This window comes from Streptomyces sp. NPDC043878 (assembly GCF_056435735.1).
Genome location: NZ_JBWKDW010000039.1, coordinates 21933 through 35507, shown reverse-complemented (window position 1 = coordinate 35507; position 13575 = coordinate 21933). Strand labels below are relative to the sequence as shown.

The window sequence follows — 13575 nt, the reverse complement described above, 5'->3', positions numbered from 1 at the left end:
CTGTCGCCCCATATCCTCGCTGGCTCTGGGCGCGGCCCGCCCCGCCCCCCCCCCCCCCCCCCCCCCCCCCCCCCCCCCCCCCCCCCCCCCCCCCCCCCCCCCACCATGGGGGGTCAGAGCGCCGTGACCCCCGCGGCCGTCACCACCAGCGCGGTCACGGCCAGAAGGGTGCGCAGGAGGTGCCAGCGGCGCCACAGGGGCCGCGGGTCCTCCCAGTCGGCGGGGAGGTCGGCCGGGTCGGTGATCGCCTTGACCCGGCGGTTGATGGGCACGTTGCACAGGTGGGAGACGCCGGAGACGCCCAGCAGCAGCACCGCGGCGACCGCGAACAGCGCGCGGGCGGCTCCGTCCCCCACCACCGCGAGGACCGCGGTGACCGCGGTGCTGCTCAGCACGATCACCGGCATCGTGGGATCCCAGTTCCGCCCGAGCAGCTGGTGCGCGTACACGTACGTGCCGGTCTCCATCGCGAACAGCGCGGGCAGCACGCTCAGCGCGACAGCGAACAGCACTCCCGCGGTGACACCGCTGCCCAGCAGGGCGGCGACGCCGAGAACGCCTTCGGGCCCGGTCATGACGTGCCGGCCCCCGCGGGGTGGGAGTCCACGGTGAGCTGGGCGATGGTGCGCATGGTGGCGTCCCGGAAGTGCGCCGCGAACCCGGCGGGCGTGGTGGTGTCCGTGTGCCGCTCCTCGGCGAGGTACGGGGCGAGCTTGGTCTCCAGGACGTGCACCCCCTTCTGCGCGGCCATGTGCCGGCCGATCGCCGCGAAGTCGCCCTCGTAGTGGATGACCCGGACGAGCACGTCGTCCTTGAGGAACACACCGGTGCCGAGCAGCCGGCCGGCCGCGTCGCCGTCGTCGCCGGCGAAGTCGGGCCGGTCCACGCGCTGGAAGCCGGCGAAGATCTCGGCGATCTCCTCCTCGTGACCGGGTTTCACCCGGTAGGTGATGGCGGCGTAGGGCATCAGATTCCTCCGTCTACTTCGATGGTGGTGCCGGTGACGTACGCGGCGGAGTCGCCGGCCAGGTACAGCACCGCTCCGGCGACGTCCTCGGGACGCCCGAGGCGGCCCAGCGCCGTCAACGCGGTGAGGCGGGCGACGAGTTGGGGTGGCAGACCGGCGCCCGGCTCGGTCTCGGTGACGCCGGGCGCGACCAGGTTGACCCGGATGCCCCGGCCGCCGAGCTCCTTGGCGAGCGCGCGGGTGAAGCCGACCAGCGCCGCCTTGGACGTGCTGTAGTGCACCCCGAGCGGGCGGCCGCGCAGGGCCACCGACGCGCCGATGTTGACGATGGACGCGCCCTCGCCCAGCAGGTCGAGCACCGCCCGGGTGACCAGGTAGGCCGAGGTGGTGTTGTGGTCGAGCACCCGGTGCCACTCGTCCTCGCCCAGCTTCTCGAACGGGACGTGCCCGTCGACGCCGAGGTTGTTCACCAGCACGTCCAGGCCGCCGAACCGGCCGAGGACCGCGTCGGCCAGCCGCTCGGCGCCGGCCGGGCCGGTCAGGTCCGCGGCGACGAGGGTGAAGTCGGCGCCCAGTTCGGTGAGTTCGCGGGTGAGCCGGTCGGCCGCCTCGCCGTCGCCGCGGTGGGCGACGGCGAGCCGGGCGCCGGTCCGGGCGAAGGCCAGCGCCGTCGCCCGGCCGATGCCGCGGGTGCCGCCGGTGACCAGCACCCGCCGGCCGGCCGGGACGGCGGACGGGGCCGGGGAGCCCGGCACCGGGGACGCAGCGCTCACCGGATCGCCCCGGCCCGCGGCGCGGCCGCGATCATCCTCAGCAGCATCTGCGGGGTCTCGGCCTCGGCCACGGCGTCGTCGTCGAGCACGATGCCGTACTTCCGGTTGATCACGCTGGTGACCTGGAGCAGGGCGAGGGAGTCGTAGCCGAACTCCAGGAACGAGGTGTTCAGGGCCTCGTCGCCCTCGAACGCCATGCCCTCCTCGGGGGCACCGACGCATTCGAGCAGCAGCTCGCCGAGCTCGGCCAGGGTGATGTCGCTCACGATGGTTCCTTTCGGTCCTTGGCTGGGGTGTGCGGACTGCGGGAGGGACGGATCGGCGGTGGGGCCGCCGACCGCTGCGGCCGGTGCGGCCGGGCCGGTCAGTACGGGCTCACCAGCAGCGGTGTGCCGCCGGCGGACGCGCCCACCGGGTCCAGGCGCGGGGAGGAGTCGAGCACCGCGCGGTGCAGGTGCTCCAGGCCGGGCGAGGGGTCGAGACCGAGGCTCTGGTTGAGCGCGGTCCGCAGGTGCCGGTACACCTCCAGCGCGTCGCTGCGCCGGCCCGCGCGGTACAGCGCGAGCATCAGCTGTTCGTGCAGTCCCTCGTGCAGCGGGTGCCGGGCGGCGAGCCCGGACAGCTCGCCGACGAGCTCATGGTGGCGGCCCAGCCTCAGGTCTGCCTCGATCCGGCCGTGAAGAACGCTCATCCGCGACTCGTCGAGCCGGGTGGCCTCCACCTCCAGCTGCGCCCCGCACTGCACGTCGGCCAGGGCCCGGCCGTGCCACAGGGCGAGCGCGCGGCCGAAGTACGACGCCGCCTCCGCCCAGTCGCCCTGTTCCAGTGCCCGGTGTCCCACCGAGGACAGGGCGTCGTACTCGCGGGCGTCGATGAGCCCGCCCTGGGTGTCGAGCCGGTAGCCGCCCGGCTCGGTCACCAGCACGCTCTTGGCGCCGTGCGGCAGTTCGGCCCCCTCGGCGCCGAGGGCCGCGCCGATGACGTGGCGTATCTGGAGGATGTAGGTCTGCAGCGTGGTCTGCACGCTGCGGGGCGGGCTCTCGCCCCACACCTCCTCCACCAGTGAGGCGACCGAGACGACTTCGTCGGCCTGCAGGGCGAGCAGCGCGAAGACCTTGCGCGGCTTCACCGCGGTGAGGTGCACCGGCACCCCGGCGAGAGTGGCCCGGAACGGGCCGAGGACGCTGATGTCCATCCGCAGAACTCCTTCGGGAACGGTGTTGGTCAGCCGGTGGGAAGCGGCGCCGCGGAGCGCAGCGACTGCCCGACGGCTCGCGGCACCTCACGCCCGCGGACGAAGAAGTGCGCGCCGGGGACGGTCCGCAGCCCGAAGCCCGCGTCGGTGCAGTGCTCCCAGGCCCGGATCTGAGGGATCGTCACCATGCGGTCGTCCCGGCCGGCGAACGCCTCCACGGGACTCGGCAGGGAACGGACCGGTGCGGTGCGCAGGTCGCGGGCCAGCAGCAGATCGGCCCGGAGGGTGTCGAGGGTGCTCCGCAGCCGGTCGGGCCGCGCCAGCAGTGCCGCGGGGATGCTCTCCTCGTCCGCCATCGCCGCGATCAGCTGCTCGTCGGTGAGGGCCTCCAGGTCGCCCCGGTCCAGCAGGTCCGAGGGGAGCTGCGGGGCGCTGCACGCCCCGACCAGCAGCAGCAGCGGCGGACGCATCCCGCGTGCGGTCAGGTGCAGGGCGAGCCGGTAGGCGACCAGCGCCCCCATGCTGTGCCCGTAGAAGGCGTACGGCCCGTCCAGCAGCGGCCCGAGGTCCTGGTGCAGTTCCTCGACCAGCCGCCCGGTGTCGGTGATCCGCGGTTCACGCAGCCGCGTCTCCCGGCCCGGCAGCCGCACCGGGAGGACGGACACCTCCGGTCCGACCCGGTGCTGCCAGCCGGCGAAGGCCATGGCGCCCGCACCGGCGTGGTGGAAGCACAGCAGCCGGGTCCCGGCCTCGTCGGCCTTCGGCCGCACCGCGAGATACCGATGCACCCGACACCCCCCTTCGTCCCCGCACCGCTCGGCGGGTGCGGGCTCCGAGAGTCACCGCACCGCCTGGAAGGCCGCTCAACGCTCACTGGACCGGGGGTCGGGCACCGGAGGCAGCAGCGGGCGGTCCGCGGCGCCGTCCCCGCGCGAGCCGAACCCGGGGTCGTAGACGGCCGCGCTCAGCGTGTAGGCGTCCTCGGCGAGCCAGCTGTGGAAGGACCACTCCCAGCCCGCGCCCGGTGTTCCGTCCGGCCGCAGCATCTGTACCTGCTGGTCCTCGGGGGTGAACCCGAACTCGGTGAAGCGGAACCGCAGGCCCTGTCCGATGGCCTTGCTGTACGCCTCCTTCAGCGTCCACAGCCGTACCAGCTCGCGGTTGCGCCGGTCCTCCGCGACGCTCTCCAGGGCCTCCAGTTCGTAGGGGGTGCACACCTGCCGTTCGGTGCCGAGGCCGAGCATCCGGCGGTCGGCGTTCTCCATGTCGACGCCGATCCGGCCGTTGCGGGTGAGCCCGACCACGAGCAGTTCCTCGGTGTGGCTGATGCTGACGTCGAGCTGGTCGACGCCCCGCAGGTGGGGCCGTCCGCCGGGCTTGTAGGCGAGTTCCAGTTCGTCGGGCGAGGTGCCGAGCACCGCCGCGGCCGCCGACTTCAGCAGCAGCCGGGAGGCGACGAACCGGGACCGGTTGGGGACGTGGGTCATCTCCAGCAGCCGCTTGTGGTCGCGGCCGAGGGCGGCGGCGAGGCCGGGCCGCTCCAGGTCGTCGGGCAGCCAGTCCTCGACGGCCGCGTAGATCACCGACGTACCGGAGGACTCGACCTCACGGCGTACCCGCAGCCAGGAGTCCGCGGGGCCGCGGTTGCGCAGCGGTCGCATCACGCCACCGGCAGCCCGGCCATGCGCTCCAGCCGCCCGGCCAGCGCGCCGATCGTCTGCGCCCCGAACAGCATGTCGGGCAGGGACGCCTCGCGCAGGGCCGGGAAGCGGGCCTCCAGGCAGCCCTTGAGCTGGAGCATCATCACCGAGTCGAAGCCCAGGTCGTGCTGGAGGTGCAGCCCGGCGGTGAGCCGGGCGGGCGGGCGGTCCAGTATGCGTCGTACTTCTTCCACGAGCACGGGCAGCGCGGTGCCGGCGGTGTCGTTCATGGGTCTGCCTTCCTCATCGGCCGATCGGGGTGGCGTACAGGTCGTAGCTGCGGGCGTCGTCGAAGCGGTCCAGCACCTCGGCCAGCAGGTGTTCGGTGCCGGACTCCGGTGCGCGGACGGCGGTGCGGTCCAGCCGGCCGACGATGCGGGACAGCGCCAGCGCGGCCCAGGCTGGCTCGGCGAGCAGTCCGCCGCCGTCGCCCGGGGCGCCGTGCCGCCACACGCCGAGGCAGGCGGCGCCCGCGACGATCAGCGCGTAGCGGTCGGCCAGGGCGTACACCCGGGGGCTGAGGTCCCGGCCGGGCGGGCGTTCGGCGAGCCGTGCGCAGTCCTCGCGCAGCAGCCGCAGTTCGGTGTGCAGGGCGTCGGCGGCCTCGCCCAGCGCGCCGGCGAACTCGCCGTGCGCGGCGCGGACCCGGCGCACGGTGGCGGGCAGGGAGCCCAGCAGCGAGTCGCCCGCGGCGGGCAGCACCAGCTCGTCGGGGCGCACCGGCGGCAGGTCCGGGTCGTGCGGCCGGAACAGCCGGGCGCACGCCTCGGCGCGGGGTGCCCCCGCGGCCCCGGCGGGCTCGGGCGGCGGGGCCAACTCGGGCAGGCGCAGCAGGTGTTCGACGATGGCGGAGCGGCTGGCCGCGGTCCCGGCGCTGCCGAGCCCGATCATCGGCAGGTCGCGGGCGGCCTTCTGGAACAGCCCGTAGCTGCCGGTGGTGGCGTACGACTCGGCGCCCAGCACGATGGAAAGGTCGTAGACCATCTCGGTGAGGATCGTGGGCAACAGGTACTTCACGACGGCGCTCAGGGTGCGGCTCTCGCGGGGCAGCAGATGCGGCGCGCGGGTGGCGACGAGCGAGAGGCAGTCGCACACCAGCAGGTCGGTGAACGCGTCCACGAGCGCGAACCGGGTTCGGGCGCTGTGCAGCGAGGCACGGCTGCGGGAGCGGTGCGCGCGGGCGAACGCGACGGTGGTGCGCAGCGCGGTGTCGGCGCAGCCCAGCGCCATCGAGGAGCCGGTGCCGCGGGTGATGGGGAAGGCCCGCTCGGCGAGCCGGGCGCCGCCGCCCTCGGGGCCCAGCAGCCGGTCGGCGCCCAGCCGGTGGCCGGTGAACTCCAGTCCCTGCACGACACAGCCGCGGATGCCGCTGGTGCGCCGCCGGGGCAGCACGCTGACACCGGGGCCGGCCGCCGTGGGTCCGGGCAGCAGGAACGCCGTCTGGGCGTCGTCGCCGGCCTGCGGGGTGTGCGCGAACACGACGAGCGCGTCGACGCGGGCCGCGTTGTTCAGCGCCTCCTTGCGGCCGTCGAGCCGGTAGCCGCCGGGTTCCCGGACCGCGGTGAGCCGGTTGTGCAGGAAGTCGTTACCGGGGGCGGGTTCCGGGTAGGCGCCCGCCATCCGGCCGCCGGACAGCAGCAGTTCGGCGGTGCGCCGCCGCTGCTGTCCGGTGCCGTCCGCCCACACGGTGGCCGCCGCCAGGTAGGAGGTCATCCCGTGGGCGAGCCCGAGGGCCGCGTCCCGGCGGAAGACCGCCCTGAGCACCCGGGCGAGCACGTCCAGCCGGTCGAGCCGGCCACCCAGCTCGCGGGGCACGAACTCGGCGTTGAGCCCGAAGTCGTCGAGGAGCCGTTCGGCCGCGGGCAGCAGCCGTTGTCTTCCGTCGGCGGCGAGGAAGTGGTCCGCGCCCAGAGGGTTGCCAGGGTCGTCGAGATCGCCGAGGTCGTGTTCGAGCCGCGCTATACGTTCCTGTACGGCCCTCTCGGCGGCCTCCGCCCTGTTCACCACCGTGGTCATGGCTGTCTCCGTCCTCGATTGGGTCCCGCTCCGCCCATGCCTAACCGGCGTGGCTCAAGAGGCCCTCAAGTCCTCCCGGTAAGGCTCGTGGGCGTCGTAGGGGATCGGCAGGACCGGCACGGGTGTGCCGTCCGCCTCGAACCTGACGCCGCCGATCCACATGCCGCCGTAGGCGACCAGCGCGTACCAGACCGGCCTGACCAGGCGGTCGACCGCGAAGCGGGTGAGTGTGCGTCCCGGATCGCGGGGAACTCGTCCGACGTCGTCGGTGGTGGTGGTCATGAACGTCCCTTCCTTGGCTGTTCTCGGGTGGGGGACGCTCCCCGTCCGCGCTCGGCGGGTCCTCGAGGAACCCTCGTGACGGCACACCGCGGCCAGGGTTCGAGCGGGGCTCGAGCGGGGCGTGGTCGACTGGTGGCGCGCGTACGCGAGGGGGCGTGCGGGCTTGCGGACAGCGCGGAGGGGGAGGTGGGTCTCACTGATGCCCCCACATGAGTCCGGCAGCCGGGTGACGACCGTCCAGCGCTTCACGGGGGCGGGCCCCGGCGCGGAACCGGCCCCCGGACTGCGGGCCTACGCCCGCCACCGCGAGGGCCTGAAGGGCTTCGACAGCGGGATCACGCTCCGGCTGACCGCGCGGCCCGGCGACCATGTCCGTCTGGAGCAGTGGAGCGGGATGGACGCGCTGCTGCGGGCCACCCACGACGAGAGCTTCCTGCCGCACCTGGCCGCGGTGACGGCACGGACCGAGGTGCGGCACGAACTCGCGGTGAGCGTGGGCCGGATGCCGGCCGCGGTACCGCTCGCCGGCGCGGCCCGCGTGGTGCTGGTGCGGGCCGTCGTGGAGAGCGAACCCGCCCGGTTCGAGATGGACTTCGGGGCGCTCGTGGGTTCCTGCGTGACCGCCGCCGGATACGGCGGCAGCGATCTGCTGCGCTCGGTGGTCGACCCGCGCGCCTACACCGGCGTCCTGTGGTGGCGCGACCCCGACTCCTGCGCGCGGGCCCTCGCCACGGCCGCCTACCTGGACCGCCGGACGAAGCTGACGAGCGCGGCCCGGGTGAGCGAACTCCACGCCGAGCCGCTCGGGACCAGGTGACCTCTCCCCCAGTCCGCAACTCCCCTGTGCCGCACCGCCGGACGGCCCCGTGAAGCCGTTCTCGAGTGAACGCACCGCCGGGCCGCGAGCCGGTCTCAAGGCGCCGGCTGGAGGCTCGGAGCATGGAAACTCCCTTGTCTCTCGCCATCGTGCGCGGCCGGCCGACGGCGGAGGAACTCGCCGCGGTGACCGCGGTGCTGCTCGCCCGGCTGCGGTCCACCGCAGGTGAGGACGGAGCGCCCGACGGCGCGCCCGGGCTGCCCGACCTGCCCCCGCCGCGGGCCGGCTGGGGCTCGGGGCGTCCGCGCCCGCGCCCGCCGGTCGGCTGGTCCCGCGCCTGAACGCGCGCCCCGCGACCAGCCCGCGTCGAGCGTCCCTCTAGAAGCCGCACCGTACGTTCGAGAACACGATGGGTCCGGGCGCGCGGACGACGGGTCGGGCGCCCGCACCCGACGAACTGCAGGGGGACCCCACATGACGGAACACCGCACCTTCACCGGACTGATACTCGACAGAACAGAGCGGACACCCGACGGCGAGGCGTTGCTCCTCCTGCCGGAGAGCGACGACCGCGGACGCCCGAACCCGGTTTCCTACCGTGCCCTGGACGCCTCCGCGCGGGAACTCGCCGGCTGGCTCCAGGCGCGGGGCGCGACGGGTGAGCGGGTGCTGCTGATGCACACCTCCCGCCGCCAGTTCGCCGTGTCGTTCCTGGCCTGCCTGTACGCCGGTGCCATCGCGGTCCCGGTCCCGCCCACCGGCGGACGCCGTCATCACGCGGTCCGGGTGGCGGGCATCGTCAAGGACGTGGCGCCCTGCGCGACGTTCACCGACGCCGCGCTCGCCCCCGACGTGTCCCGGCTGCTGGCCGCCTGCGGGTACGGGTCCGTGCCCTGCCTGGCCGCCGACGCGGTGCCCGCGCGCAGCGAGTGGCAGCTGCCGGACCTGTCGCCGGACACGGTGGCCTACCTCCAGTACACGTCCGGCTCCACCGGCACCCCGCGCGGGGTGGTGGTGACCCACGGCAGTCTGCTGGCCAACCTGCGGGCACTCGGCGAGACCCTGGGCAGCGCGCCGGGCGAACGGGTCGGCGGCTGGCTGCCGTTCCACCACGACATGGGCCTGGTCGGCCAGTTGCTGCTGCCGCTGTCGCTGGGCGGCACCTCCGTCCTGCTGTCGCCGGAGGCGTTCCTGAAGCGGCCGGCGCGCTGGCTGGAGGCGATCGGGCGGTACGGCGTCACCGTCAGCGGCGCCCCCGACTTCGCCTACGAGCTGTGCGCCCGCCGGGTGACCGACGAGCAGCTGGCCGGCCTCGACCTGTCCGGCTGGCGGACCGCGGTGACCGGCGGTGAGCCGGTGTCGGCCGCGACCTGCCGCGACTTCGCCGAACGGTTCGCGCCCGCCGGGTTCCGCGCGGGCGCCCTGATGCCCTGCTACGGACTGGCCGAGGCGACCCTGCTGGTCTCCGGCGAGCGGACCGGCGCCGCCCCCGCGGTGCGCGCGGTGGACGGCGCGGCCCTGGAACGGGACGTGCTGCGCGAGCCGGTGGCGGGCCGGCCGCGGCGGACACTGGTCTCCTGCGGCCGGCCGGCGGGCACCGAGGTCAGGATCGTCGACCCGGAGTCGCTCGACGTGCTGGAGGACGGCCGGATCGGGGAGATCTGGGTCCGGGGTGCCGGGGTCGCGGGGGGCTACTGGCACCAGAGGACCGCGACGGCGGAGACGTTCGAGGCGGTGACCGCGGCCGGCGCGAAAGGGTACCTGCGCACCGGTGACCTGGGCACGCTCATCGACGGCCGGCTCCATGTGACGGGCCGGCTCAAGGACATGATCGTGGTCGCCGGCCGCAACCTGTATCCGCAGGACATGGAACACGCCGTCCAGCGCATCAGCTCACTGTTCGGGACCGGTACGGCCTTCTCGGTGCCCGGGCGGCGCGAACGCGTCGTGATGGTGCAGGAGTTGCGCACCCACAAGCGCTACGACCTCGACCTCGACCGGCTCGCCGGTGACGTGGAGCGCTGCCTGGCCGAGGAGTTCGAGGTGGGCGTCCACGGGGTGCTGCTCGTACGGCCGGGCACGATACGGCGTACGACCAGCGGGAAGGTGGAGCGGGCCGCGACGCGCCGGCTCTTCCTCAACGGCGGGATCCAGCCTCTGCACCAGCGGCTCGACGAGGACTTGGCAACCGCGGCCGGGCGGTCCGGCGCGGCACGCAGTCGGTGAACGTGTCCGGAAGGGGCAGATGGTGACTGGATCGGGGCGAGGTCTGCCGGACGAGCAGGGCTATGTCGAGTGGCTCACGGAACAGGTCGCCGAGCGCGTCCGCCGGGAGGTGCGCGAGGACATGCCGCTGATCGAGTGCGGCCTGGACTCCGTGGCCCTGCTGGGCCTGTACGGCGAGGCGGAGGAGGCGTTCGGCCCGCTGCCGGACCACCCCCTGGAGGTCTGGCCGTACACCACGATCCGCAACCTCGCCCGCCGGCTGGCCGGCCGGGACCGCGCGCTGCGGTCCGACGGCCGGATCCGCACCGCCCTCGTCTTCACCGGCCAGGGCTGCCAGCATCCGCGGATGACGGAGGGGCTGCACCGGCACTGCACGGCCTACCGCCATCACCTCGCGGAGGCGGACGAGGCGCTGGCCCCGCATCTGGGGCGCAGCGTCGTGGAGTTGGTGCGCGGCGGCGACCCGCTGATCCACCAGACGGAGCTCGCCCAGCCCGCCCTGTTCGCCGTCGGGTACGCGCTGGCGATGACGCTGCTGGAGGAGGGCGTGCAGCCGGTCGCCGTACTGGGGCACGGCGTGGGGGAGTTCGCGGCGGCCACCGTGAGCGGCGCGCTGCCGCTGCCGGCGGCGGCCGAACTGGTCGCGTGCCGCGGGGCGTTCATGCAGCATCTGCCGGTCGGCGGCGGCATGATGGCGACCTGCGCCGACCCGTTCGAGGCCGCCGAGGCGGCGACGCTGGAGCCCGGGGTGTCGATCGGCGCGATCAACGCGGCGCGGGCGACCGTGCTGTCCGGCGACATCGCGGGCCTGGAACGGGCGCGCAGGCGGCTCGCGGACCTCGGTATCGCCAGCACGTTCCTGAAGGTGACGCACGCCTTCCACTCACCGCTGATGGAGCCGGTGGCCCCGCGCCTGGAGGCACTGGCCCGCCGGATGCCCGTCACGGCACCCGCGATCCCCTACTACTCGACGGTGTACGGCCGGGAGTACGACGGCCCGCTGGACGCCGGGTACTGGTCCCGGCAGATCACCTCACCGGTCCGGTTCGCCGACGCGGCCCGCGCCCTGCTCGCCGAGCAACGCCCCAGCCACGTCGTCGAGATCGGCCCGCAGGCCGTCCTCACCCCGTTCCTGCGCCGCATGGGCGGCCCCCGCGGCCCCCGCTGCCTCACCGTGTGCCGAGACCCCCAGACCAACGCCGTGGACCTGGCCGGCACCCTCTCAGCCCTGAACGCGGGCCCGTTGGCCAACGACGAAACGACACCGGACCAGTGAGGAAGAGTCCCGACCGGTACCGCGGCGAACGGCGCGCACAGAGGCGAACAGGGGCGCGGGGAACTGCGCAAACACCCCACCCACCCGCACAGGCACAAGGGCGCGAGCAACGGCACACATGGGGGCGCGAGGAACTGCGCATCAGGGGCGCGGGGAACTGCGCGAACAGGGGCGCGGGGAACTGCGCGAACACCCCAACGAACCCGCACCCAAAACCCGGGCACAGGTCAGCCCCCCAGGCCGGCCGCCCAGGCTACGGCACCCACCCCGCCTCCTCGGCGATCCGAATCGCATCCACCCGATTCCGCGCATGCAACTTGTCGACGATCGCCGTCAGATAGTTCCGCACGGTCCCCGGCGTGAGGAACAACTGCTCCGCGATCTCCCCCGCGTCGGCCCCCCGCGCCGCCAGCCGCAGCACCTGCGTCTCGCGCGGCGAGAGCGGATTGTCGGGTGCCTCCCACGCGCTGAGCGCGAGTTCGGGATCGACGACCCGTCCGCCCCCGGCGACGGTCCGCACCGCGTGGGCGAGCCGGTCCGGCGGCGAGTCCTTGAGCAGGAAGCCGGAGACCTGCGCGGACATCGCCCGGCGCAGGGTGCCGGGACGGCCGAGGCTGGTGAGGATCAGGCTGCGGCACTCGGGCACCCGGACGCGCAGTTCGGCCGCCGCGGACAGCCCGTCGGTGCCGGGGAGGTCGATGTCGATGACGGCGACGTCGGGCCGTACCTCCAGGGCGGTCTTCACGATGAGGTCGCCCCGGTCCACCGAGGCGACGACCTGGAGGTCCGGTTCCAGTTCGAGCAGGGCCACCAGCGCGCCGCGGATCATGTGCACGTCCTCGGCAAGCAGGATCCTCACCGACAGCATTGTTGTTCCCCCTGTTCCCCCGAGTTCCCCGAATGCCTGGCCGTTCCCGGATCTCACGCCAGGGACATGCTCGCCCCGCCGCTGTCCGTGGTGTCCGTGGTGCCGGCGGTGTCGGCGGTGTCGGGCCTGACGGGCGCCTCGGCCACGAGCCGGAAGTGTCCCGCCTCCGTGGTGCCGGCGGTGAGCCGGCCGCCGATCTCGGTGAGCCGGGTGCGCAGGTTGCCGAGCCCGCTGCCGCTGCCGCGGCCCGCGGCGGGCTTCTCCTGGCGCACGACACCGTCGTTGACCAGCGTCAGACGCACCGTCTCCCCCTCCACAGCGGCCGTGATCCCGCACGACTGGACCTTGCTGTGCCTGAGGATATTCGTGACCCCCTCCCGCAGGGCAGTGGCCAGCACGGTGTCCACCAGCGGGTGCAGCCTGCCGCAGGCGATGTCCGTGTCGACCTGGACGTCCGCCGCGGCCATCACCTCGGCGACGGCGGCGGCCTCGGTCTCCAGTGACATCTCGCGGTAGCCGCTGGCCACCAGCCGTACGTCGGCGAGGGCCTGGCGGGACACGCCGAGCACGCCGGCGACCTCCTCGCGGGCCCGTTCGGGGTTGGCCGGGATGAGCCGGTGGATCAGCTCGCTCTTGAGCGTGATGGTGGAGAGGCTGTAGCCGAGCAGGTCGTGCAGGTCGCGGGCGAACCGCAGGCGTTCCTGGGTGACCGCCATCCGGGCCATCTCGGCGCGGGCGGCGTGCACTTCGCGGACCAGGTCGGTGAGGCGGGTGAGCCCGAAGATGACCAGGCCGGTCAGCGCGGTGGAGATCGTGAAGTAGCCGACCTCCAGGGCGTGCAGGCCCGCGGACTGCGACCAGCCGAGGATCGTCAGGGTGACGGCGCCGTAGCAGGGCCAGGCGAGGCGTGGGGGAAGCAGCAGCAGAATCGATCCGCCCAGGGGTCCCGCCATGCTTCCCCAGGCGATGCCGACCCACACCATGGGCACGAACGTGAGGGACGCCTGCAGACAGAGCGCGAGTGCCCGGTGGAGGGGGGACCACCGCCGGGCACCCGCCGAGGTGACCAGGAACTGCAGGGCGTAGAGCGCCAGGACGGCCGCGAGGCACAGGCCCAGCTGTACGTCTCCCGACACCGCGTTGCGGACGTTCAGCAGCGTGATGACGCCGAACCCCGAGATGACGGTGATGCTGATGCCTTGAGCCAGCCGCGGCGCCGGAACCTCGGTCCGGTTCCCCTGCCGTCTCGCCCCCGTGACAGGGCTCCGCATCGCACATTCCCCCTATCCGGATCCACACCGGCCGGCGCGCGGTGGCGCGCCTCCGGGTGTCCGGAACACGTACGGACACCGCCCGCCCGCCTCGGACCCCCGGGTCTGGGACTCGGGAGGATCTGAGACTGAACTATAGGCCGTAGCGGCACGACAAGAGGGATATGTGATGCATGCAGCTGAT

Annotated in this window: 16 protein-coding genes; 4 read left to right on the top strand and 12 right to left on the bottom strand. The window is 73.9% G+C overall.

Annotation, left to right across the window (positions count from 1 at the left end):
* Positions 1-113: 113 nt before the first annotated feature.
* The 10 genes from AC07AZ_RS35750 to AC07AZ_RS35705 all read right to left on the bottom strand — a co-directional run bounded on the left by AC07AZ_RS35750 (position 114) and on the right by AC07AZ_RS35705 (position 6933).
* A complete protein-coding gene (locus AC07AZ_RS35750) occupies positions 114-575 on the bottom strand; it encodes an anthrone oxygenase family protein (protein WP_478854925.1) in 462 nt (153 codons plus the stop codon).
* Positions 572-967 carry a SchA/CurD-like domain-containing protein gene (locus tag AC07AZ_RS35745; protein ID WP_478854924.1) on the bottom strand — a complete coding sequence of 132 codons (396 nt, stop codon included), beginning with the start codon at positions 965-967 and terminating at the stop codon, positions 572-574. The genes AC07AZ_RS35750 and AC07AZ_RS35745 overlap by 4 nt, the downstream gene beginning before the upstream one ends.
* On the bottom strand, positions 967-1740 hold the full coding sequence (locus AC07AZ_RS35740; RefSeq protein ID WP_478854923.1) for an SDR family NAD(P)-dependent oxidoreductase: 774 nt from the start codon (positions 1738-1740) through the stop codon (positions 967-969). Before AC07AZ_RS35740 ends, AC07AZ_RS35745 begins: the two co-directional genes overlap by 1 nt.
* Entirely contained in the window at positions 1737-2006 is a 270-nt protein-coding gene (locus AC07AZ_RS35735) for an acyl carrier protein (protein ID WP_478854922.1), read from the bottom strand. Before AC07AZ_RS35735 ends, AC07AZ_RS35740 begins: the two co-directional genes overlap by 4 nt.
* 98 nt (positions 2007-2104) lie before the next feature.
* On the bottom strand, positions 2105-2935 hold the full coding sequence (locus tag AC07AZ_RS35730) for an AfsR/SARP family transcriptional regulator (RefSeq protein ID WP_478854921.1): 831 nt from the start codon (positions 2933-2935) through the stop codon (positions 2105-2107).
* Positions 2936-2964: 29 nt separating this feature from the next.
* Positions 2965-3723, bottom strand: coding sequence for a thioesterase II family protein (locus tag AC07AZ_RS35725; protein ID WP_478854920.1), 759 nt, complete (start codon positions 3721-3723; stop codon positions 2965-2967).
* Positions 3724-3798: 75 nt separating this feature from the next.
* Positions 3799-4596 (bottom strand): 4'-phosphopantetheinyl transferase family protein, encoded by a 798-nt coding sequence (locus AC07AZ_RS35720; RefSeq protein ID WP_478854919.1) that lies wholly within the window; start codon positions 4594-4596, stop codon positions 3799-3801.
* Positions 4596-4865 carry an acyl carrier protein gene (locus AC07AZ_RS35715; protein ID WP_478854918.1) on the bottom strand — a complete coding sequence of 90 codons (270 nt, stop codon included), beginning with the start codon at positions 4863-4865 and terminating at the stop codon, positions 4596-4598. Before AC07AZ_RS35715 ends, AC07AZ_RS35720 begins: the two co-directional genes overlap by 1 nt.
* A gap of 13 nt (positions 4866-4878) precedes the next feature.
* Positions 4879-6651: an acyl-CoA dehydrogenase gene (locus AC07AZ_RS35710; protein ID WP_478854917.1), complete on the bottom strand. Its 1773-nt coding sequence runs from the start codon at positions 6649-6651 to the stop codon at positions 4879-4881.
* A 54-nt stretch (positions 6652-6705) separates the two neighbouring features.
* Complete coding sequence (locus AC07AZ_RS35705) at positions 6706-6933, bottom strand: hypothetical protein (protein ID WP_478854916.1); 228 nt, start codon at positions 6931-6933, stop codon at positions 6706-6708.
* A gap of 199 nt (positions 6934-7132) precedes the next feature.
* Here AC07AZ_RS35705 and AC07AZ_RS35700 point away from each other — a divergent pair, with 199 nt between their 5' ends.
* The 4 genes from AC07AZ_RS35700 to AC07AZ_RS35685 all read left to right on the top strand — a co-directional run bounded on the left by AC07AZ_RS35700 (position 7133) and on the right by AC07AZ_RS35685 (position 11252).
* The gene (locus AC07AZ_RS35700; protein ID WP_478854915.1) at positions 7133-7750 is read left to right on the top strand and encodes a hypothetical protein; all 618 of its coding nucleotides are present in this window, start codon (positions 7133-7135) and stop codon (positions 7748-7750) included.
* A 122-nt stretch (positions 7751-7872) separates the two neighbouring features.
* Entirely contained in the window at positions 7873-8091 is a 219-nt protein-coding gene (locus AC07AZ_RS35695; RefSeq protein ID WP_478854914.1) for an acyl-CoA carboxylase subunit epsilon, read from the top strand.
* A 133-nt stretch (positions 8092-8224) separates the two neighbouring features.
* Positions 8225-9976 carry a fatty acyl-AMP ligase gene (locus AC07AZ_RS35690; RefSeq protein WP_478854913.1) on the top strand — a complete coding sequence of 584 codons (1752 nt, stop codon included), beginning with the start codon at positions 8225-8227 and terminating at the stop codon, positions 9974-9976.
* Between the two features lie 19 nt (positions 9977-9995).
* Complete coding sequence (locus AC07AZ_RS35685; protein WP_478854912.1) at positions 9996-11252, top strand: acyltransferase domain-containing protein; 1257 nt, start codon at positions 9996-9998, stop codon at positions 11250-11252.
* Between the two features lie 253 nt (positions 11253-11505).
* Here the strand turns inward: AC07AZ_RS35685 and AC07AZ_RS35680 are convergent, their stop codons facing one another.
* Both AC07AZ_RS35680 and AC07AZ_RS35675 read right to left on the bottom strand, forming a co-directional pair.
* On the bottom strand, positions 11506-12120 hold the full coding sequence (locus AC07AZ_RS35680; protein WP_356046279.1) for a response regulator transcription factor: 615 nt from the start codon (positions 12118-12120) through the stop codon (positions 11506-11508).
* Between the two features lie 53 nt (positions 12121-12173).
* Positions 12174-13391 (bottom strand): sensor histidine kinase, encoded by a 1218-nt coding sequence (locus AC07AZ_RS35675; protein ID WP_478854911.1) that lies wholly within the window; start codon positions 13389-13391, stop codon positions 12174-12176.
* Positions 13392-13575: the final 184 nt, after the last annotated feature.

What these genes read in the sequence shown, in the direction of transcription:
- AC07AZ_RS35750 (WP_478854925.1), bottom strand. Translation starts at nt 575, where the DNA reads ATGACCGGGCCCGAAGGCGTTCTCGGCGTCGCCGCCCTGCTGGGCAGC.
- AC07AZ_RS35745 (WP_478854924.1), bottom strand. Translation starts at nt 967, where the DNA reads ATGCCCTACGCCGCCATCACCTACCGGGTGAAACCCGGTCACGAGGAG.
- AC07AZ_RS35730 (WP_478854921.1), bottom strand. Translation starts at nt 2,935, where the DNA reads ATGGACATCAGCGTCCTCGGCCCGTTCCGGGCCACTCTCGCCGGGGTG.
- AC07AZ_RS35720 (WP_478854919.1), bottom strand. Translation starts at nt 4,596, where the DNA reads ATGCGACCGCTGCGCAACCGCGGCCCCGCGGACTCCTGGCTGCGGGTA.
- AC07AZ_RS35715 (WP_478854918.1), bottom strand. Translation starts at nt 4,865, where the DNA reads ATGAACGACACCGCCGGCACCGCGCTGCCCGTGCTCGTGGAAGAAGTA.
- AC07AZ_RS35710 (WP_478854917.1), bottom strand. Translation starts at nt 6,651, where the DNA reads ATGACCACGGTGGTGAACAGGGCGGAGGCCGCCGAGAGGGCCGTACAG.
- AC07AZ_RS35705 (WP_478854916.1), bottom strand. Translation starts at nt 6,933, where the DNA reads ATGACCACCACCACCGACGACGTCGGACGAGTTCCCCGCGATCCGGGA.
- AC07AZ_RS35700 (WP_478854915.1), top strand. Translation starts at nt 7,133, where the DNA reads ATGCCCCCACATGAGTCCGGCAGCCGGGTGACGACCGTCCAGCGCTTC.
- AC07AZ_RS35695 (WP_478854914.1), top strand. Translation starts at nt 7,873, where the DNA reads ATGGAAACTCCCTTGTCTCTCGCCATCGTGCGCGGCCGGCCGACGGCG.
- AC07AZ_RS35690 (WP_478854913.1), top strand. Translation starts at nt 8,225, where the DNA reads ATGACGGAACACCGCACCTTCACCGGACTGATACTCGACAGAACAGAG.
- AC07AZ_RS35685 (WP_478854912.1), top strand. Translation starts at nt 9,996, where the DNA reads ATGGTGACTGGATCGGGGCGAGGTCTGCCGGACGAGCAGGGCTATGTC.
- AC07AZ_RS35680 (WP_356046279.1), bottom strand. Translation starts at nt 12,120, where the DNA reads ATGCTGTCGGTGAGGATCCTGCTTGCCGAGGACGTGCACATGATCCGC.
- AC07AZ_RS35675 (WP_478854911.1), bottom strand. Translation starts at nt 13,391, where the DNA reads ATGCGGAGCCCTGTCACGGGGGCGAGACGGCAGGGGAACCGGACCGAG.